A 19,421-nucleotide genomic window follows, 5' to 3' on the forward strand; every position below is an offset into this window, starting at 1 on the left:
AAAAACATACGCAGATGGGGAGGTCTCCGACGTAATTTCTGACGCCGCCGTGAGTTCCGGAAGTTCAATCTCCACCGAACCCGCACGCTCCGATTACGGTGCGCGCCCTCGTGAACACGGTCTGGCCTGGGGGAACGCGAACACCGCTCATGTCTGCCGCGCCAGGTGCCGTCGAGGGGGCCGGCGGTCCGCCGTCACACCCCTCGGGCGCGCCCGTGGAGACGGTCGCCGCCGGAGAGGATGGCCGCCGCGAGCGCGTCCGCCGCGCTCGACGCGGCCCCGGGGCGGCGGCCGTGGACGAGGACGAAGTCGACCTCGCCCAGCTCCGGCAGCCCGGCCCGCTCCGGGACGCGGACCAGACCGGGGGGCACCAGGCGACGGGAATGCGCCATCACGCCGAGTCCCGCGCGGGCGGCGGCGATCAGCCCGTTGAGGCTGCCGCTGGTGCAGGCGATGCGCCAGGAGCGGCCCGCGCGCTCCAGGGACTCCAGGGCCAGGGCGCGGGTGATGCCCGGTGGTGGATAGACGATCAGCGGGACGGGGCGGTCGGGGTCGAGGCGGAGCCGTTCCGCGCCGATCCACACCAGGGTGTCCGTCCAGACGGGTTCGCCGCGCGGGTCCTCCGGGCGCCGTTTCGCCAGCACCAGATCGAGCTTGCCCGCCCCGAGCTGCTCGTGCAGCGTGCCCGACAGCTCGACGGTCAGCTCCAGGTCCACCTCGGGGTGGTCGTGCCGGAAGGCCTCCAGGATCTCCGGGAGCCGGGTGAGCACGAAGTCCTCCGACGCGCCGAAGCGCAGCCGCCCGCGCAGCCGGGTCCCGGTGAAGAACGCAGTCGCCTGCTCGTGCACCTCCAGCAGTCGCCGGGCGAAGCCGAGCATCGCCTCGCCGTCCTCCGTCAGCTCCACGGAGTGCGTGTCCCGCGAGAACAGCTGCCGCCCGGCCGCGTCCTCCAGACGGCGCACATGCTGGCTGACCGTGGACTGACGCAGCCCCAGCCGCCGGGCTGCCTGGGTGAAGCTCAGCGTCTGGGACACGGCCAGGAAGGTCCGCAAGTGGGAGGGGTCGTACACGACCACCACCCTAGCGGTTATCGGGGAACGCGATGACAGTCAGAGCGGTATGACGGATTCCCGATCAAGGGTCCGAGGAGGACGATGGAGCGGGGCCTTCCGGGCTCCGTACGCACCCTCATCGAAAGCACGTGGAGCACCGTGAAACGCCTGAAGTGGCCGAGCCGGCTGCCGGTCGACCCGTACATCCTGCTGTTGCTCGGGACCGTGGGCGTCGCGGCGCTCCTTCCGGCACGAGGTACGGCCGCCGAGGTCGCGTCGGGCGCGTCCACGGCCGCGATCGCCTTCCTCTTCTTCCTCTACGGCGCCCGGCTCTCCACCCGCGAGGCCCTCGACGGCCTCAAGCACTGGCGGCTCCATGTCACCGTCCTGGCCTGCACCTTCGTCGTCTTCCCGCTGCTGGGCCTGGCGGCCCGCGGCCTCGAACCGGTGTTCCTGAACCACTCCCTCTACACCGGGGTGCTCTTCCTCACCCTCGTCCCGTCGACCATCCAGTCGTCGATCGCCTTCACCTCGATGGCCCGGGGCAATGTGCCCGCCGCGATCTGCGCGGGCTCCTTCTCCTCCCTCGCGGGCATCGTGATCACCCCGCTGCTCGCGGCGGTCCTGCTCGGCGGCAGCGCCGGCGGGTTCTCCGCCGACTCGCTGCTGAAGATCGCGCTCCAGTTGCTGGTGCCGTTCGTCGCCGGGCAGCTCGCCCGCCGCTGGATCGGCGGCTTCGTCACCCGGCACAAGCGGATCCTCGGCCTGGTCGACCGCGGCTCGATCCTCCTGGTCGTCTATGTAGCGTTCAGCGAGGGCATGGTGCGCGGGATCTGGAGCCAGGTCAGCCCGCTGCGGCTCGGCGGACTCCTCGTCGTCGAGGCCGTCCTGCTCGCGGTGATGCTGCTGCTCACCTGGTACGGCGCCAAGGCCCTCCGCTTCGGCCGGGCGGACCGGATCGCCATCCAGTTCGCCGGCTCCAAGAAGTCCCTCGCCTCCGGACTGCCCATGGCGAGCGTCCTCTTCGGCCCCGAGGCCTCCCTCGCCGTGCTGCCGCTGATGCTGTTCCACCAGATGCAGCTGATGGTCTGCGCGGTCATCGCCAAACGCCGCGCCAAGGACCCGGTGGAGGAGTCGGCGGTCACGGAGCAGTCAGACGAAGCGATACGAACCGCGGTCGGTACAGGGACACGTTCCGTGTGATGTTCAGCTGCGCCGCCGCCGCGTCGGCGTCCAGCCAGTTGACGTCGTAGCTGAGCACCAGCCGCCCGTCGCCGCCGACCGCCTCGTGCGCCTGCGGGTTGTACGCCGCGACGCCGGCGTTCGGGAGCGGGGGACCGAACCCCTTGGTGGGCCCGTGCCAGGGCCCGGTGGGGGAGCAGGCCCAGTACGCGGTCACGGTCGTCAGCCCGGCCGTCCCGGCGGCCATGGTGAACAGCACATACGTACGCCCGTCCCTCACGACCGTGAACGCGCTGCCCACCCCCTTGTCCGCCCCGTTCCCGAGCACCGCCGCCGGCCGCCCCCGCACCGCCCACCGCGAGCCGTCCCAGTACTCCCACGCCCCCGGCTCCCCGAGCCGGCCGCGCGGCACCCGGGCGACGTACGCGTGCGAGGTCGGCCGGGAGGCGGCCTGGGCGTCGGTGCCGCCGAAGACGTAGGTCCACTCGCCCGCGTCCACGGCCGTCGTCCCGAACAGCACCCGCCGGGCCGGATCGGCGACCGACCCCTGGTCCAGCACCGTCGTGATCCCCTCCAGCCGCAGTTCGGGCAGCGACAGTGTGGCGACCTCGGTCGAGGTGGGCACCCCGTAGATCCACGGCGACTGTCCCGTCGTACGGGTCCACAGGAGCACCCGGACGACCTTCTCGGCGGAGCCAGGGGAGCGGGGCTCGACCCGGGCGGCCACCGGCCAGCGCCACTGCTGCGGGGCCGGGTCGGGGAAGACCGGCGCCGGGAGCGTGGCTTCGAGGCGGCCCGAGGGGGACATCACCACGGCCGAGTTGCGCACCAGGGGCGTCGCGACGTCCCGCCAGGCCACGGACTCGCCGGCCGGATTGGGCGGGGGGTGCACCTGGCCGAGGTAGGTGTCCGAGAACAGCCACAGGACCCGCCCGTCCGGGAGCCGCACCGAGTGGGTGCCGTCGCCGCCGGTCCAGTCGTCCGTGCGGGTCGCGTCGTCGCCGTACCGGGTGAACTCGCCGGTCAGGGAGGCGTCCGGGTCCCAGTCCCGGACCGTACGGGCCGTGCACGCGCCGCCGCCCTCCCGGTCGTCGTCCGGGAGGGCGGTGAGCAGCACGGCGGCGAGGGCCAGGACCAGTGCGAGGATCAGTACCGGTCCGGCCCCCGTCCGCTGTCGTGCTCCCGCGTCGTCGGGCACGGAAGGGACGTTAGTTGCCTCCGTCCACCCGGTCCATGGGCAGCCACAGGATCGTGCCCGTCGTCTCGGCGTCCTGCGTGGCGAGTCCGGCCACCTCCGCGTCCGTCAACGCCCGGTCCCGGACCCGTACTTCGTCGATCGCCCCCATGAAGTGGACCCGGCTGTCGACCCGTTGACCGATGTGCACCCCGAACGGCGAGTTGCGGCTGACCGATCCGGGGATGTCGGCGGTGCTGAACGCGGTGCCGTCCACGAAGAGCGTGAGCTGTCCGCCGCCGCGCCGCAGCACGAGCTGATGCCACTGCCCGTCGTTGTACGCGCCCGTGGACCGCACCGACGTGGTCCGGGGCGCCGAGGCCCCGTCCCGCACGGTGATCAGCCCGGTCAGCCGCCCGGCCGCCGGTTCCCCGCGCAGCCACACCTGCGGCTGCGTCGTCCCGACCCCGCCCATCCACAGCATCGGCTGCTCCCCGGTGGTCGCCTCGTAGCGGAACCAGAGCGATGCGGTGAAGTCCTTGGTGCCGAGCGGGAGTTGAGGCCGGTACGGCAGCCGTACGGCGTCGTCGGCGCCGTCGAACTCGATCGCGCCGCCGAATCTGCCGTCCGTCGGCAGGGCGCCACCGAGCACGGCCGCCCGTCTGCCGCCGGGCGCCCTGTCGAGAGTCGTCGGGTCGGCGCCCCGGCGCGGCTGGAGCCAGTCCTCCGTGAACCGGGCGAAGCGGATCTCGTCCCGGGCGTCGACCGCGCCGCCCTCGTACAGCAGCCCGACGACGTCGTTGCCGCCCTCGCCGGCGTCGATCCGGACCAGGTCCGAGTAGCCCGACCAGTCCGTGGTGACGACCGTGCCCCGGTCGACGCTCTCCCAGGTGCGTCCGCCGTCGTACGAGGAGCGCACCGCCATCGTCCGGCGGCGGTCGGGGTCGGCCGGAGCGGACAGCAGCGTCCGGCCGCCCAGGCGCAGGACGGAACCCTGCACCTGCGGTGTGTACAGGTCCGGGAGCGCCCGGAACGGTTCGGCGAAGGTGGTGCCGCCGTCCCGGCTGACCGTCTGGCTGCGATGGCCCAGGCCGGTGCCGTCCTGCTCGCGCCCGCTGACGAGCACCGTGCCGTCCGCGCGCTCGGTGAGGGTCAGCTCCGAGGGCTTCTGACGGAACGTGCCGTCGGCCGCGATCGGCCAGGTGTCCGTGGCGCCGACTTTCCAGTTCGCCCCGCCGTCGTCGCTGGTCACGAGTGCCGCGTGGTTGGCGGTGACCCGGCCGTCCGCCCAGCTCTCGGCGTTGACCCCGAGGACGAGCCGGCCCGCGTGCCGGCCCCGGTCGAGCTGGATGCCGTGCACGGGTCCGGTGGCGTACCACGAGTTCCAGCCGGCCGGACGGATCTGGTCGACGAGGCTGCGCGGCTCGGACCAGGTCAGCCCGTCGTCGTCGCTGTACTGCAGGTGCGGGGTCCGGTCACAGGGGACGTCGCAGCTGGCGCTGTCCAGGCGGCCCGTGTTGTACGTCTCCGCCAGCACGATCCGGCCGGTCTCGCGGTCGACGACCGGCGCGGGGTTGCCGTGGGTGTCGCCCCCGCCCTCGTTGACCACCCGCAGCGGGCCCCAGGTGCGGCCGCCGTCCGTGGACCGCTTGACCACGAGGTCTATGTCGGCCGCGTCCCCGCAGTTCAGCACCCGGCCCTCGGCGAAGGCCAGCAGGGTGCCCTCGGTGGTCCGGACGATCGCCGGGATCCGGAAGCAGGCGTAGCCGGGGTCCTGCGAGGCCTTGAACACGATCTGCTGCTCGAACTCGGCGACGCCGGGCGCGTGTCGGGGCTCGGCCCCGGCGGGGTGGGGGAGGGCGAGGAGGGCGGTGGTGGTGACCATCGCGACGAGGGGGGAGGTGAGGGGGGATCTGAGACGTGCGTGAAGACTCGACGGCACGGTGCGGCCAGCCCTTCATCCGTCTAGGCGATGGGACATAGGACGTCCTATGTCCCACGTGCGGCCACAGACGCTACTTGGGGGTTCATGGGGCTCACAAGAACCGTGCGCCGGTCGTGACTGGGCGTGTCGTACGACGAGGTGACGATCGGTCAGATTGGGGGCGCGGGACGGGTCGGGGGGTTCGGTTCGTCGGCGGCTGCGGCTCCGGTGGGGCTTCTCGCGCAGTTCCCCGCGCCCCTAAAGGCAACGGCCCCTGCGGGCCGTTGAAATGCAGGGGCGCAGCCCCGCCTTTTCAGGGGCGCAGGGAACTGCGCGACCAGCCACGACGCACCCGCACCCGGCAACGCACCGCTGGACCAACGGCACGTACCCGGCGGTCAACCGGCGGAGCCCCGCGGCGCAGGGGGCGCTCCCCGCCGATGGGGCCCCGCCGTCGTGGACGCGGGGCGCCGGCTCAGCCCTGCCCCTGATCGACCGCCGCAGCGGCCCGCAGAGCGATCCGGTGTTCACCCGCGTACACGTTCATGGAGGCCCCCCGAAGGAACCCCACCAGCGTCAGCCCGGTCTCCGCCGCCAGGTCGACCGCCAGGGACGACGGCGCCGACACCGCCGCCAGCACCGGGATCCCCGCCATCACCGCCTTCTGCGCCAGTTCGAACGAGGCCCGCCCCGACACCAGCAGCACCGCCCGGGACAACGGCAGCGACCCGTTCTGCAGGGCCCGCCCCACCAGCTTGTCCACCGCGTTGTGCCGGCCCACGTCCTCCCGTACGTCCAGCAGCTCGCCGTCCTCGCCGAACAGGGCCGCCGCGTGCAGACCCCCGGTCCGGTCGAAGACCCGCTGGGCCGCGCGGAGCCGGTCGGGGAGGCTCGCGAGGAACGCGGGGTCGAGCCGGACCGGGGGAGCGTCGCCGCCGTGCGTGTCGTCGACGGCCCAGCGGGCGGTCGTACGGACGGCGTCCAGGGACGCCTTGCCGCACAGCCCGCAGGATGAGGTCGTGTAGACGTTGCGTTCGAGGGTGATGTCCGGGATCTCCACCCCCGGCGCGGTCCGCACGTCCACCACGTTGTACGTGTTCGACCCCTCCGCCGTCGCGCCCGCGCAGTAGACGATGTTCTGCAGATCCGACCGCTCGGCGAGCACCCCCTCGCTGACCAGGAACCCGGCCGCCAGCGCGAAGTCGTCGCCCGGCGTGCGCATGGTGATCGCGAGCGGCTTGCCGTTCAGCCGGATCTCCATCGGTTCCTCGGCGACGAGCGTGTCCGGCCGCGTGGAGACCGCGCCGTCCCGGATGCGGATCACCTTGCGTCGTTCCGTGACTCGTCCCATGTCGTGTCTCAGTCCCGGTTCTGTACGTGCTGGTAGCCGAAGCGGCCCTTGATGCAGAGGTTGCCGTGGGTCACCGGGTTGTCGTGCGGCGAGGTGACCTTCACGATGTCATTGTCCTGCACATGGAGTGTGAGGTTGCAGCCCACACCGCAGTACGCGCACACCGTGGTCGTCGCCGTCTGCGCCGACTCGTCCCAGGTGCCCGCCGCCCGCATGTCGAACTCCGACTTGAAGGACAGCGCGCCCGTCGGGCAGACCTCGATGCAGTTCCCGCAGTACACACAGGCGGAGTCGGTCAGCGGCGCGTCGTGCTCGACGGCGATCCGCGCGTCGAAGCCCCGCCCGGCGACCGAGATCGCGAACGAGTTCTGCCACTGGTTCCCGCAGGCGTCCACGCACTTGTAACACAGGATGCACTTGTCGTAGTCCCGTACGTACAGCTCGTTGTCGACCTTGGGTTCCTCGTTCAGCCGGGCCGCGTCGGGGCCGAAGCGGTCCGGTTTCGCCTCGTACTCCTTGATCCACTCGGCCACCCGCGGGGTCGTGGAGAGGTCGACCGAGGAGGCGAGGAGTTCGAGGACGATCTTGCGGCTGTGCCGGGCGCGCTCGGTGTCGGTCCTCACCTCCATCCCGGGCTCGGCCTTGCGGGAGCAGGCCGGGACGAGGGTCCTGGCCCCCTCGACCTCGACGACACAGACCCGGCAGGCGTTCTTCGGGGCGAGGGTGTCGCCCTGGCAGAGGGTGGGGACGTCCTTGCCGGCGGCCCGGCAGGCGTCGAGGATCGTCGAGCCCTCGGGGGCGCGGACGGGCTCCCCGTCGATGGTGAACTCCAGGAGGCGACGTGGCACTCCCAGCGGGATCACGGTCATACGGCGGCTCCCGTTCGACGGTCGCGACGCTCACGACGCTGCGCGGTCATTCGTACGCCCCCAGACGGTCGATGGCGGATTCCACGGCGTTCCACGCGGTCTGCCCGAGACCGCAGATCGAGGCGTCCCGCATCGCGCGGCCGACCTCCCTGAGCAGGGCGATGTCCCCGGCCGCGGCCGCTCCGGTCCGCTCGACGATCCGGTGCAGCGCCTCCTCCTGCCGTACGGTCCCGACCCGGCAGGGCACGCACTGGCCGCAGGACTCGTCCCGGAAGAACTCCGCGATCCGCAGCAGCAGCCGGGGCAGCGGGACCGTGTCGTCGAAGGCCATCACCACCCCCGAGCCGAGCGTGGTGCCCGCCTCCCGGGTCCCCTCGAAGGTGAGCGGGATGTCCAGCTCGTCGGGCCGTACGAAGCCACCGGCCGCGCCGCCGAGGAGGACGGCCCGCAGCCGGTCGCGGACCCCGGCGAGCGTCAGCAGATCGCCGAGCGTCGCCCCGAAGGGCAGCTCGTAGATGCCGGGCCGGTCCACGCTGCCCGACACGCAGAACAGCTTCGGCCCGGTGGAGCGGGCGGTGCCGACGGCCGCGTACGCCGGGGCGCCCATGGTGAGGACCGGCAGGACGTTGACGAGCGTCTCGACGTTGTTCTCCACCGTCGGCTTGCCGAACAGGCCCTTCTCCACCGGGAACGGCGGCTTCGAGCGCGGCTCGCCCCGATAGCCCTCGATGGAGTTGAAGAGGGCCGTCTCCTCACCGCAGATGTAGGCGCCCGCGCCCCGGCGGATCTCGATGTCGAAGGCGTACCCCTGGCCGAGGACGTCGTCGCCGAGCAGGCCCCGGGCGCGGGCCTGGGCGAGGGCGTGCTCCAGCCGGTGCAGTGCCCGGGGGTACTCGCCCCGCAGATACAGGTAGCCCTTGTGCGCGCCGGTCGCGTACGCGGCGATGGTCATCGCCTCGACCAGGGCGAACGGGTCCCCCTCCATGATCACGCGGTCCTTGAAGGTGCCCGGCTCGGATTCGTCCGCGTTGCAGACGAGGTAGTGGGGGTGGTCGGGCTGGGACGCCGTGGCCTGCCACTTCCGGCCGGTGGGGAAGGCGGCGCCGCCCCGTCCGACCAGGCCCGAGTCGGTGACCTCCCGGATGACTCCGGCGGGGCCCAGCTCGAAGGCCCGGCGCAGGGCCGTGTAGCCGCCGTGGGCGCGGTAGTCGTCGAGGGAGGCGGGGTCGGCGACGCCGATACGGGAGAGGAGGGTGAGACCCGGGTCTCCCGCCTGGGGGACCGCCGTCGCGGTCGGCGGCTCCTCGTCCGCCGAGTCGGGCGCGCTCGCCGCGAGGACGGCAGCCTCGACGGTCGCCGGCGCCGACACCGCCGTCCGTACGGGGTCCCCGGACTTGATCGCGAGGGCGGCCGGTGCCCGCTCGCACAGCCCCAGACACGGGCTCCGCTCCACGTGGACCCCGCTGCCCGGGCCGAGGCGGGCCTCGACGCCGGCGCACAGCTCCGCCGCCCCGGAAGCCGCGCACGCCAGGTCCGTGCACACGTGCAGCACGGTCGCGGGACGCGGCTTGACGGAGAACATCGCGTAGAACGTGGCGACGCCGTACGCCTCCGCCGGCGGCACGGTCAGCCGCCGGCAGAGGTAGTCCAGCGCGCCCTCGCTGATCCAGCCGATCCGGTCGTTGATCGCGTGCAGCCCCGGCAACAGCAGGTCACGGCGCTCCCGGGCCTCCCGGCCGCCCCGCGCCCAGCGAAGGTCCGCGTCGGAACGGTCCGCGCCCTCCCAGGAGGACTCCGGCGGCCCCAGCAGCGCGTCGACCGCCGCCTTCTCCTCGTCGGTGGGTTTGCTGTCACCGAAGTGCAGATCCATGTCCTGTCTCAGCTCCTCACGGCCGTGACGGGCAGCTTCTCGATCCGGATCGCCGACGCCTTGAACTCCGCCGTGCCCGCGATCGGGCAATTGGCCTCGATCGTCAGCTGGTTGGTGTCCACCTCGTCGGGAAAGTGCATGGTCATGAAGGCGAGGCCCGGCCGCAGCGCGAGATCGATCCACACCGGTGCCACCACCGATCCGCGCCGCGAGGACACCTGGACCTCCTCGCCCACCACGACCCCGTACCGCTCCGCGTCCTCCGGGCACAGCTCGATGTACTCCCCGCGCCGCAGCGGCGAGGCGTAACCACCGCTCTGCACACCGGTGTTGTACGAGTCGAGCCGTCGCCCGGTGGTCAGCCGGATCGGGAACCGCTCGTCCGTCAGATCCACCGGCGGATCGTGCCGGACGATCCCGAAGGGCGCGAGCCTGCCCCGTTTCGCCGGGTCGGGATCCCACAACCGGCCGTGCAGATAGGTCGGTTCGAGCCTGTCCGTGTCCGGGCAGGGCCACTGGATGCCCTGCTCCCGCTCCAGCCGCTCGTAGGTCATCCCGTAGTGGTCCGGCGACAGCGACCGCAGCTCGTTCCAGACGGCCTCGGTGTCGGCGTACTTCCACTCGTGCCCGAGCCGGGAGGCCAGGTCGCAGAGGATGTCGATGTCCTCGCGGGCCTCCCCGGGCGGGGTGACCGCCTTGCGCACCCGCTGAACCCGGCGCTCGCTGTTGGTGGTCGTGCCGTCGGTCTCCGCCCACCCGGCGGTCGCGGGCAGTACGACGTCCGCCAGCTCGGCGGTCTTCGTCAGGAAGATGTCCTGGACGACGAGGAAGTCCAGCTCCCGCATCCGCCGTACGGCCTGCTCGCTGTCGGCCTCCGACTGCGCCGGGTTCTCCCCGACGCAGTACACGGCCTTCAGCGAGCCCTCCTCCATGGCCTCGAACATCTCCGTCAGGTTCAGCCCGTAGTGCGGCTGGATGACGGTGTCCCACGCCGACTCGAACTTCAGCCGGGTGCCGGGGTCGAGGATGTCCTGGAAGCCGGGCAGCCGGTTGGGGATGGCGCCCATGTCGCCGCCGCCCTGCACGTTGTTCTGGCCGCGCAGGGGCTGCAGCCCGGAGGCGTAGCGGCCCACGTGCCCGGTCAGCAGCGACAGGTTGATCAGCGCGCGGACGTTGTCGGTGCCGTTGTGGTGCTCGGTGATGCCGAGCGTCCAGCACAGCTGGGCGCGCTCGGCCCGGGCGTACGCGTGCGCCAACTGCCGTATCGCGGCGGCCGGTACGCCCGTCACCTTCTCGGCGAGCGACAGAGTCCAGGGCTCGACGAGCGCCCGGTACTCGTCGAAGCCGGTCGTCGCCCGCTCGATGAACGCCTCGTTGGCGAGGCCCGCGTGGATGATCTCGCGGCCGATCGCGTGGGCCATCGGGATGTCCGTGCCGACGTTCAGGCCCATCCAGCTCTCCGCCCACTCGGCGGTGGAGGTCCGGCGCGGATCGACCGCGTACATCCGGGCGCCGTTGTGGATGCCCTTCAGTACGTGCTGGAAGAAGATCGGGTGTGCGAAGCGGGCGTTGGAGCCCCACATCACGATGACGTCGGTGTGCTCGATCTCCTCGTAGGACGAGGTGCCGCCGCCGGAGCCGAAGGCGGCGGAGAGGCCGGCGACGCTGGGCGCGTGGCAGGTCCGGTTGCAGGAGTCGACGTTGTTGGTGCCCATGACCACACGGGCGAACTTCTGCGCCACGTAGTTCATCTCGTTCGTGGCGCGGGCGCACGAGAACATGCCGAACGCGCCGCGGTTGCGCGCGATGCCCCGGGCGGCCCGGTCCAGCGCCTCCTCCCAACTCGCCTGCCGGAAGGGCTCGTCACGGGAGTCGCGGACGAGGGGATGCGTGAGCCGGGTGTAGGTCTTCGGTTGCCGTTTCTTCCTGTTCATCATGTTCGTCATGCGGCACTCCTCAGCGCGAGCAGGTCCGAGATGGCGTGGACGGTGCGGAGTGTGGGCACCTCGACACCCGTGATGTCCGCCAGCTCGACGACGGCGGCCAGGAGGACGTCGAGCTCCAGCGGTCTGCCGCGCTCCAGGTCCTGGAGCGTGGAGGTGCGGTGGTCGCCGACGCGTTCGGCGCCGGCCATCCGCCGTTCGATGGAGACCCCGACCTCGCAGCCCAGGGCCTCGGCGACGGCCAGCGTCTCGGCCATCATCGTCTCGATGACCTTGCGGGTGCCGCCGTGCAGACACATCTGCCGCATGGTCGCCCGGGCCAGGGCGCTGATCGGGTTGAAGGAGATGTTGCCGAGCAGCTTGATCCAGATATCGCCCCGGAGGTCGGGCTCCACCGGACACTTCAGGCCACCGGCGACCATGGCCTCGCTGAAGGCCCGGCAGCGCGCCGAGACCGTACGGTCCGGCTCGCCGATGGAGAACCGGGTGCCTTCCAAGTGCCGTACGACACCCGGTCCTTCGAGTTCGGTGGCCGCGTAGACCACGCAGCCGACGGCCCGTTCGGGCGCGAGCACCGCACTGACCGCGCCGTCCGGGTCCACGCTCTCGACACGGTGGCCGTCGTGCGGGCCGCCGTGCCGGTGGAAGTACCACCAGGGAATGCCGTTCTGGGCGGCGACCACCGCCGTGGTGCCGTGCAGCAAGGGCTCGATCAGCGGCCCGCACGCCGCGTACGAGTGGGCCTTGAGGCCGAGGAAGACGAAGTCGACCGGGCCGATCTCGGCCGGGTCGTCGGTCGAGTGGACGCGGGCGGTGAAGTCCCCGCGCGCGCTGAGCACCCGCACCCCGTCCCGCCTCATGGCCGCGAGATGCGGTCCACGGGCGACGAGATGCGTGTCCGCGCCGGCGCGGTGGAGCGCGGCGCCGACATAGGCGCCGATCGCACCGGCGCCGAGAACTGCGACTTTCATGGTGAGGGAGCTCCGTTCGGTCGAGGGATACCGCGGAGATGGCGCACTGCCGGGCTCGATGAACTCCGGCGAACTGTGTCGACGAAATATTGTCTACAGTATGGAGGTTGGGTCGACAAGGGTTCACGCAACGGCCGGGCAAGTCATTACTCGGACATGAACCGAGGTGACGGTGGCCGGGGAACGACCGTTCGGCGCGCGGTGGATACCGCTCACCGCACACGGTCGCCGCGCCGCCTTTTCAACCCTCCTGCCACTCCCTACCGTCCGGGATCATGAGTCCCCCCGTCGCACCCCCGGGCTGGAGCCGTTGGCTCGTACCCCCGGCCGCGCTCTCCGTCCATCTCTCCATCGGGCAGGCCTACGCCTGGAGCGTCTTCAAGCCCCCGCTCGAATCCGCGCTCGGCCTCAGTGGCACCCAGAGCGCCCTGCCCTTCCAGCTCGGCATCGTCATGCTGGGCCTGTCCGCCGCGTTCGGCGGCACCCTCGTCGAGCGCAACGGGCCGCGCTGGGCGATGACCGTGGCGCTGATCTGCTTCTCCTCCGGATTCCTGCTCGCCTCGCTGGGCGCCGCCACCGAGCAGTACTGGCTGATCGTCTTCGGTTACGGCTTCGTCGGCGGCATCGGCCTCGGCATCGGCTACATCTCCCCCGTCTCGACCCTGATCAAGTGGTTCCCCGACAGACCGGGCATGGCCACCGGTATCGCGATCATGGGCTTCGGCGGCGGCGCGCTCATCGCCTCGCCGTGGTCCGCGCAGATGCTGGAGTCCTTCGGCTCCGACTCCTCCGGCATCGCCGTCGCCTTCCTGGTGCACGGCCTGTCGTACGCCGTGTTCATGCTGCTCGGCGTACTGCTGGTCCGGGTGCCGCGGACGGAGAAGCCGGTCGAGAGCGGACCGAGCGTCCTCGCGGGCCCGCAGGTCTCGGCCCGCAACGCCATCCGCACCCCGCAGTTCTGGTGCCTGTGGGTCATCCTCTGTATGAACGTCTCGGCGGGCATCGGCATCCTGGAGAAGGCCGCCCCCATGATCACGGACTTCTTCGCCGACTCCTCCACCCCGGTGACCGTCACCGCCGCCGCCGGGTTCGTCGCCCTGCTCTCCGCGGCCAACATGACCGGCCGTATCGTCTGGTCGTCGACGTCCGACCTGATCGGGCGCAAGAACATCTACCGCGTCTATCTGGGCGTGGGCGCGCTGATGTACCTGCTGATCGCGCTGTTCGGCGACTCCGCCAAGCCGCTGTTCATCATCTGTGCCCTGGTCATCCTGTCCTTCTACGGCGGCGGCTTCGCCACGATCCCCGCGTATCTGAAGGACCTCTTCGGCACCTATCAGGTCGGCGCCATCCACGGCCGGCTGCTCACCGCCTGGTCCACGGCCGGTGTCCTCGGACCGCTGATCGTCAACTGGATCGCGGACCGTCAGGAGGAGGCGGGCAAGTCCGGCCCCGACCTCTACGGCATGTCCTTCTTCATCATGATCGGGCTGCTGGTGATCGGTTTCGTCGCCAACGAGCTGGTCCGGCCCGTCCACCCCCGCTTCCACATCCCCGCCCCGAGGGAGGCCGCCGATGTCGTCCAGCGACAGCGTTCCGAATCCGCCTGACCGGCGACCGCTGATCGTCTTCGCCTGGGTGTGGGTGGGGGTGCCGCTCGTCTACGGACTGTACGAACTCGTACGGAAGGCCACGCAATTGTTCACCGGGTGAGCGCTCGGACGGCGTTCTCGTAGTTCAGCGGACGTGAGAGCGGCCTTCGTCTGATCCCTCGCGCCCCCACAGGGGTGAAGGAACCAGCACGAAGGCCGTGATCGTGAGCCCGGAGTATCAGGGTGCCCCGGGCACGGGACTCTCCGCTCGACTGGCCGTATCGCGCCGTGGTTCGCTGACGGTGCGGGGGTTTCATTGTGTCGCGGACTGGTTCTCGGGGTCCGTCGGCTGACGCGCCGTCACGGCAGGGTGGAGTGTGACGGCTGAGCCGGTTCGCGTGACGTCGGAGCCGGACGTGGTCGGATCGGTCGGATCGGTGGTGCCACGGTCCAGCCAGAGCAGGAGGAGACCGAGCGTGCAGGCGAGCGCCGACCAGTAGATGTAGCGGTAGTTCGTCGCCGGCATGATGGGCAGGTAGCCGAGGACATAGGTCATCGAACTGATGCCCAGCGCCCGGATCGGCAGGGAGAACGTCCCCCTGCCCGGACGGACGACGAGCACGAGCGCGACAGCGAGCCAGAACCACCCCCGGAAGAGCGGCCGCAGATCCGTGGCCGTGCCGTTGATGTACGAGTCGAGGGTGTCTTCCAGCCGGGGGCGTGCCACTTCGATTCCGAGGTCGTTGCCGAAGACCCCCGGCTGGTACGGGTAGCCGGTCTCGAAGAGCAGGGCCGCGAAGAGCCGCAGCCGGTACTGGAGATAGCCGGAAACGTGTCCGCGCATCTCGCGCAGCCACAGGGACGTCATGTGGTCCGAATCCCCGGTCAATCCGTCCGCCGGGCGTTCGTAGCAGGCCCAGTAGGCGTCCGACAGGGCACCGATGCGGTCGCATTCCTCGGCGGCGGCCACGAGGCGGTCTCGAAGTTCCGGCGGGACGTTCGCCGACCGCAGTTCCTCCACGGTCAGGACGTGGATCAGGTCGTCGAGCATGATCTGCGCGCCCTGATCCGTCTGTACGGGCCGTACGAACCAGGAGATCGCGGCCGCGGGCAGTACGATCCCGGCCACGAGTGCCGCTGCGCACTTGGCCCAGGTACGGCGCCCGGGGGAGCGCCACAGCGCGAGGACGAGCAGGACGAACATCGGAATCGCGGCCAGGAAGGCGTTCTTGCGCACGAGCATGGCGTAGGCGAGGAAGAGCACGCCCAGCCACAGCAGACCCCAGCGCATCGCGGGGGGAAGGCGGCTGTCTCGAAGCCGTAGCCCGACCAACGCCACCGCGCAGGCGGCGAGCAGCGCGCCGGCCACGTGGACATCCTTCCAGACCACGCCGACGAACGTCAGGACGGGGGGAGTCAGGCCGAGGCAGAGGACGGCGAGCGAACCGGCGCGGCTCGCGGTCAGTTCCCAGACGCACCAGGCAACCACCCACAGCGCGCCCCAGAAGATGACGGACTGAAGGACGGCCATGGACGAGGGCGTGCCGGTGACGGCGATGAGCGCACGCCACACAAGGCTCAGCACGGGCGGATGCCAGTCGGTCAATGGCGTCCTGCCCATGGCCTGCCGGAGCTGGTCGATGCTGTCGGGACTCATGTACCCGGGGGCGAAGACGATGGTCGTGACCAGACAACACGCCACGGCAAGAGCGGCCAGCCACCAGACCCAGAGCGTTTCGCCCTGAATCCGTACCTTTTGTCCCATGCGGCGGATGCTAACAGCGTCGACCGAACCGTACGGATCAGGGCGCGACGAAGACGTAGCGCCGGTAGGCGAAGAAGCGGAACAGGGTGGCGAGGACCCAGCCGAAGACGCGGGCGGCGTTGTCGCTGAACACCGATTCCAGCCCGAGCAGATGCCGTGAGGTGAAGACCGTCCCCGCCGTGATGGCGACACCGGCAACGTTCACGAACAGGAACAGGGTCAGCTCCTGAGTCACCTTCTCGCGATGCCGGTGGCGGTAGGTCCAGTAGCGGTTCCCCACCCAGCTGAAGAGCGCCGCGGCGCCCGTCGCGAGGACGGACGCCCACACGGGGGCGGCTCGCATCACACCACCCTCCGCGCCGCCGGGAAGACCGAAGACCAGCAGGTTGTAGCCGCCGTTGTCCACGACGAAGGCCAGCGCCCCGACCACCCCGAACGCGGCGGCCTCGCGCCAGACGCCCCTGACGGCGTCACGCGCACGCAGCGTCACAGAAGCGAGGACCGGCACACGGAGAGAGTAACGACACGGCGCGCCCTCACCGCCCGGACGCGCCCATATCGCATTATTTCCTATCGTAATTCCACGCCGGTTCGGGTAAGGAGTGGCCGTGCAACCGACGATCGCGTGTGTCGTGCCGTGTCACAACGAGGAGGCGGCTGTCGGCAAGGTGGTGCTCGACCTGCGGGCGGCACTCCCCGAGGCGGACATCTACGTGTACGACAACGCCTCGACCGACCGCACGGTGGAGGTCGCCCGCGAGGCGGGCGCGATCGTCCGGGAAGAACCGCGCAAGGGAAAGGGCAACGTCATCCGGCGTGCCTTCGCCGATGTCGAGGCCGACGCCCTGCTCATCATCGACGGTGACGACACCTACGACGCGTCCCGGGCGCGCGACCTGGTCAACCTGCTCTTCGAGGGGCCGTACGACCAGGTGGTCGGCGCCCGCCGCGAGACGGTCAGTGCCGCCTACCGGGCGGGACACGCGACCGGCAACAAGCTGCTCACGGGTGCGGTGCGGTCCCTGTTCGGCAACGACGTGACCGACATGCTGAGCGGCTACCGTGTCTTCTCGCGGCGTTTCGTCAAATCCTTCCCGGCACTGGCCCGCCAGTTCGAGACCGAAACCGAGATGACCATCCACGCACTCCACCTCCGGCTCCCCACGGCGGAGGTGCCGGTGGACTACCGGGTCAGGCCCGCCGGGAGCGAGAGCAAACTGCGCACCTTCCGGGACGGCTGGCGCATCCTGCGGGTCATCCTCGATCTCGCGCGGCGCGAGCGGCCCTCGCTCGTCCACACCGTGGTCGCGGCACTGTTGGCCCTCGTCTCGGTCGTCCTCGGCATCCCCGTCATCGCCGACTTCATCCGCACGGGCACCGTGCCGCGCATCCCCACGGCGATCCTCGCCGCCGCGATCATGACGATCGCGGTGCTCGTCCTGCTCGTCGGGTACATCCTCGAGTCCCTCATGCACATGCGTCAGGAACAGTCCCGGCTCGTGCACCTCGCCTACGCGGCGCCGGCTTCCCGCTCGTCGCACCACACCAGGCCCCGGGCCGGCACCGATCCCGTGCCCGTCCGGAACGTCTCCGGCAGTCCCTGACCCCCGCCGGCGGAGACCCGCGTACGGCCGCGTGACGGACGCAGGCGGCGGCCGGGCGTCCCCATGTCGGGCTGACACGTTCGCGGAGACGCTCTGACAGAAGCCCACAACTCGGGTCGCGCTTTACTGTCGCCTCACCCGTCCCCGTACCCGTGAGTCACTGATCAGACTGGTGGATCCCGCTGACCACAGGCAACGAGGGGAACCACCCATGAACGGCTCGCGGATCGCCGCCGTCGGCCATTACCAGCCCGCCAAGGTACTCACCAACGAGGACCTGGCGGGCCTGGTCGACACGAGTGACGAGTGGATCACGAGCCGCGTGGGCATTCGCACCCGGCACATCGCCGGACCCGACGAACCCGTCGACGAGCTGGCCGGGCACGCCGCCGCCAAGGCGCTCGCCTCGGCCGGCCTCGGCCCGGAGGACATCGACCTGGTCGTGGTCGCCACCTCCACCGCCATCGACCGCTCCCCGAACATGGCCGCCCGGGTCGCCCACCGGCTCTCCGTCCCGAACCCGGCCGCCATGGACATCAACGTCGTCTGCGCCGGGTTCACCCACGCCCTGGCCACCGCCGACCACGCCGTCCGCGCGGGCGCCGCCACCCGGGCGCTCGTCATCGGCGCCGACAAGATGTCCGAGGTCACCGACTGGACCGACCGCACCACCTGTGTCCTCGTCGGGGACGGGGCGGGCGCGGCCGTCGTCGAGGCCGCCGAGGAGCCCGGCATCGGGCCGGTGCTGTGGGGATCGGTACCCGAGATGGGGAACGCCGTACGCATCGAGGGGACGCCGCCGCGCTTCGCGCAGGAGGGGCAGAGCGTCTACCGCTGGGCCACCACCAAGCTGCCGCCCATCGCCCGCGCCGCCTGCGAGAAGGCCGGGCTCACGCCCGCCGACCTCGCCGCCGTCGTCCTCCACCAGGCCAACCTGCGCATCATCGAGCCCCTCGCCGCGAAGATCGGCGCGGTCAACGCCGTGGTCGCGCGCGATGTCGTCGAGTCCGGCAACACCTCGGCCGCCAGCATCCCCCTCGCCTTCTCCAAGCTCGTCGAACGCGGCGAGATCTCCAGCGGCGACCCCGTGCTCCTCTTCGGCTTCGGCGGCAACCTGTCGTACGCCGGTCAGGTCGTCCGCTGTCCGTGAGCAGGGCGTTCGTGGTGATGTGACGAGGCATACCCGCCGTTTCCCTGGTCATAGCGGGTCGTAGACTGTAGACGAAAGACAATCCATACTGGCTGTTGACGTGGACTTTCCAGTACGGGCCGTCGACTTTCCGTGTGCAGTACACCCAGTGGTGCTCTGGAGGGGGACCCGATGTTGTCGACCGGACTTCCGCAAGGGGCCGTGCCCAGGCTCGAACGCCCCGGCCCGCTGCGCGACCGCGTCTACGAGGCCCTGCTCGAACTCATCACCACGCGCGCGCTGCGCCCCGGCCAGCACCTCGTCGAGAGCGAACTCGCCGGGCACCTCGGGGTGTCCCGGCAGCCCGTCCGCGAGGCCCTGCAACGCCTCAACACCGAGGGCTGGGTCGACCTCCGGCCCGCCCAGGGCGCGTTCGTCCACGAGCCGACGGAGGCGGAGGCCGACCAACTCCTCACGGTCCGCACCCTGTTGGAGGCCGAAGCCGCCCGCCTCGCCGCGGCGAACGCCGGTACGGCGGGCATCACGGCCCTGGAGGAACTCTGCGCGGAGGGCGAGCGGGCCGTCGAGGCCGACGACGTCGACGCGGCCGTCGCGCTGAACGCCCGCTTCCACGCCAAGGTCATGGAACTGGCCGGCAACACGGTCCTCGCCGAACTCGCCGCCCAGGTCGACCGCCGCGTCCGCTGGTACTACACCCCCGTCGCCCGCCAGCGCGGCCACCAGTCCTGGATCGAACACCGCGACCTCATCACGGCCATCTCGGCACGGGACGAACAGCGCGCGACGGAGGTCATGCGCGCGCACACGGAGCACACGCGCAAGACGTATCACGAGCGCGAGAAGTAGGCGGGCGCACACGAACGCGGGCCGTCCCGCCGCTGTACTCCCGGCCCGTCTTTGTCCTCTGAGTGGAGAAAGTCGGCGGTAATCCCTGCGCGACTTCTTCCCGGCTCGGGCATCCACTGCTACGTTCC

16 protein-coding genes are annotated in these 19,421 nt (G+C 70.9%); 6 read left to right on the forward strand and 10 right to left on the reverse strand.

Annotated features, from left to right (window positions below):
• Positions 1 to 194: 194 nt before the first annotated feature.
• Positions 195 to 1,070 carry a LysR substrate-binding domain-containing protein gene (locus ABT147_RS38145; RefSeq protein WP_351415102.1) on the reverse strand — a complete coding sequence of 292 codons (876 nt, stop codon included), beginning with the start codon at positions 1,068 to 1,070 and terminating at the stop codon, positions 195 to 197.
• A gap of 141 nt (positions 1,071 to 1,211) precedes the next feature.
• On the opposite strand from ABT147_RS38145, the gene ABT147_RS38150 reads away from it, so the two are divergent.
• A complete protein-coding gene (locus ABT147_RS38150; protein WP_351415104.1) occupies positions 1,212 to 2,255 on the forward strand; it encodes a bile acid:sodium symporter family protein in 1,044 nt (347 codons plus the stop codon).
• Here ABT147_RS38150 and ABT147_RS38155 read toward each other — a convergent pair.
• From ABT147_RS38155 to ABT147_RS38185, 7 genes are all read right to left on the reverse strand, one after another.
• On the reverse strand, positions 2,194 to 3,432 hold the full coding sequence (locus ABT147_RS38155) for a DUF5005 domain-containing protein (protein WP_351415107.1): 1,239 nt from the start codon (positions 3,430 to 3,432) through the stop codon (positions 2,194 to 2,196). The genes ABT147_RS38150 and ABT147_RS38155 overlap by 62 nt on opposite strands.
• A gap of 10 nt (positions 3,433 to 3,442) precedes the next feature.
• Positions 3,443 to 5,350: an exo-alpha-sialidase gene (locus ABT147_RS38160; protein WP_351415109.1), complete on the reverse strand. Its 1,908-nt coding sequence runs from the start codon at positions 5,348 to 5,350 to the stop codon at positions 3,443 to 3,445.
• A 457-nt stretch (positions 5,351 to 5,807) separates the two neighbouring features.
• Complete coding sequence (gene fdhD / locus ABT147_RS38165) at positions 5,808 to 6,683, reverse strand: formate dehydrogenase accessory sulfurtransferase FdhD (RefSeq protein WP_351415112.1); 876 nt, start codon at positions 6,681 to 6,683, stop codon at positions 5,808 to 5,810.
• Between the two features lie 8 nt (positions 6,684 to 6,691).
• The gene (locus ABT147_RS38170) at positions 6,692 to 7,552 is read right to left on the reverse strand and encodes a 2Fe-2S iron-sulfur cluster-binding protein (protein WP_351415114.1); all 861 of its coding nucleotides are present in this window, start codon (positions 7,550 to 7,552) and stop codon (positions 6,692 to 6,694) included.
• A gap of 46 nt (positions 7,553 to 7,598) precedes the next feature.
• Positions 7,599 to 9,422, reverse strand: a complete 1,824-nt coding sequence (locus tag ABT147_RS38175) for an NADH-ubiquinone oxidoreductase-F iron-sulfur binding region domain-containing protein (RefSeq protein WP_351415117.1) — start codon at positions 9,420 to 9,422, stop codon at positions 7,599 to 7,601.
• Positions 9,423 to 9,430: 8 nt separating this feature from the next.
• Entirely contained in the window at positions 9,431 to 11,368 is a 1,938-nt protein-coding gene (locus ABT147_RS38180) for a molybdopterin oxidoreductase family protein (RefSeq protein ID WP_502983234.1), read from the reverse strand.
• Positions 11,365 to 12,336 (reverse strand): 2-dehydropantoate 2-reductase, encoded by a 972-nt coding sequence (locus ABT147_RS38185; protein WP_351415119.1) that lies wholly within the window; start codon positions 12,334 to 12,336, stop codon positions 11,365 to 11,367. Before ABT147_RS38185 ends, ABT147_RS38180 begins: the two co-directional genes overlap by 4 nt.
• 275 nt (positions 12,337 to 12,611) lie before the next feature.
• Between ABT147_RS38185 and ABT147_RS38190 the strand changes: the two genes are divergently transcribed.
• Complete coding sequence (locus tag ABT147_RS38190) at positions 12,612 to 13,946, forward strand: OFA family MFS transporter (protein WP_351415121.1); 1,335 nt, start codon at positions 12,612 to 12,614, stop codon at positions 13,944 to 13,946.
• A complete protein-coding gene (locus ABT147_RS47460) occupies positions 13,912 to 14,049 on the forward strand; it encodes an MFS transporter small subunit (RefSeq protein ID WP_502983235.1) in 138 nt (45 codons plus the stop codon). The genes ABT147_RS38190 and ABT147_RS47460 overlap by 35 nt, the downstream gene beginning before the upstream one ends.
• Before the next feature lie 192 nt (positions 14,050 to 14,241).
• Here ABT147_RS47460 and ABT147_RS38195 read toward each other — a convergent pair whose 3' ends face one another.
• Together ABT147_RS38195 and ABT147_RS38200 are read right to left on the reverse strand one after the other, a co-directional pair.
• A complete protein-coding gene (locus ABT147_RS38195; protein WP_351415123.1) occupies positions 14,242 to 15,693 on the reverse strand; it encodes a hypothetical protein in 1,452 nt (483 codons plus the stop codon).
• A gap of 37 nt (positions 15,694 to 15,730) precedes the next feature.
• Positions 15,731 to 16,201: a GtrA family protein gene (locus ABT147_RS38200; protein WP_351415125.1), complete on the reverse strand. Its 471-nt coding sequence runs from the start codon at positions 16,199 to 16,201 to the stop codon at positions 15,731 to 15,733.
• A 94-nt stretch (positions 16,202 to 16,295) separates the two neighbouring features.
• Here ABT147_RS38200 and ABT147_RS38205 point away from each other — a divergent pair, with 94 nt between their 5' ends.
• From ABT147_RS38205 to ABT147_RS38215, 3 genes are all read left to right on the forward strand, one after another.
• Positions 16,296 to 17,297 (forward strand): glycosyltransferase family 2 protein, encoded by a 1,002-nt coding sequence (locus ABT147_RS38205; RefSeq protein ID WP_351415128.1) that lies wholly within the window; start codon positions 16,296 to 16,298, stop codon positions 17,295 to 17,297.
• A 211-nt stretch (positions 17,298 to 17,508) separates the two neighbouring features.
• Positions 17,509 to 18,447, forward strand: coding sequence for a beta-ketoacyl-ACP synthase III (locus ABT147_RS38210; protein ID WP_351415130.1), 939 nt, complete (start codon positions 17,509 to 17,511; stop codon positions 18,445 to 18,447).
• A 171-nt stretch (positions 18,448 to 18,618) separates the two neighbouring features.
• Complete coding sequence (locus ABT147_RS38215) at positions 18,619 to 19,293, forward strand: GntR family transcriptional regulator (protein WP_351415132.1); 675 nt, start codon at positions 18,619 to 18,621, stop codon at positions 19,291 to 19,293.
• Positions 19,294 to 19,421: the final 128 nt, after the last annotated feature.

The organism is Streptomyces sp. NPDC001868 (assembly GCF_040297125.1).
GTDB lineage: Bacteria > Actinomycetota > Actinomycetes > Streptomycetales > Streptomycetaceae > Streptomyces.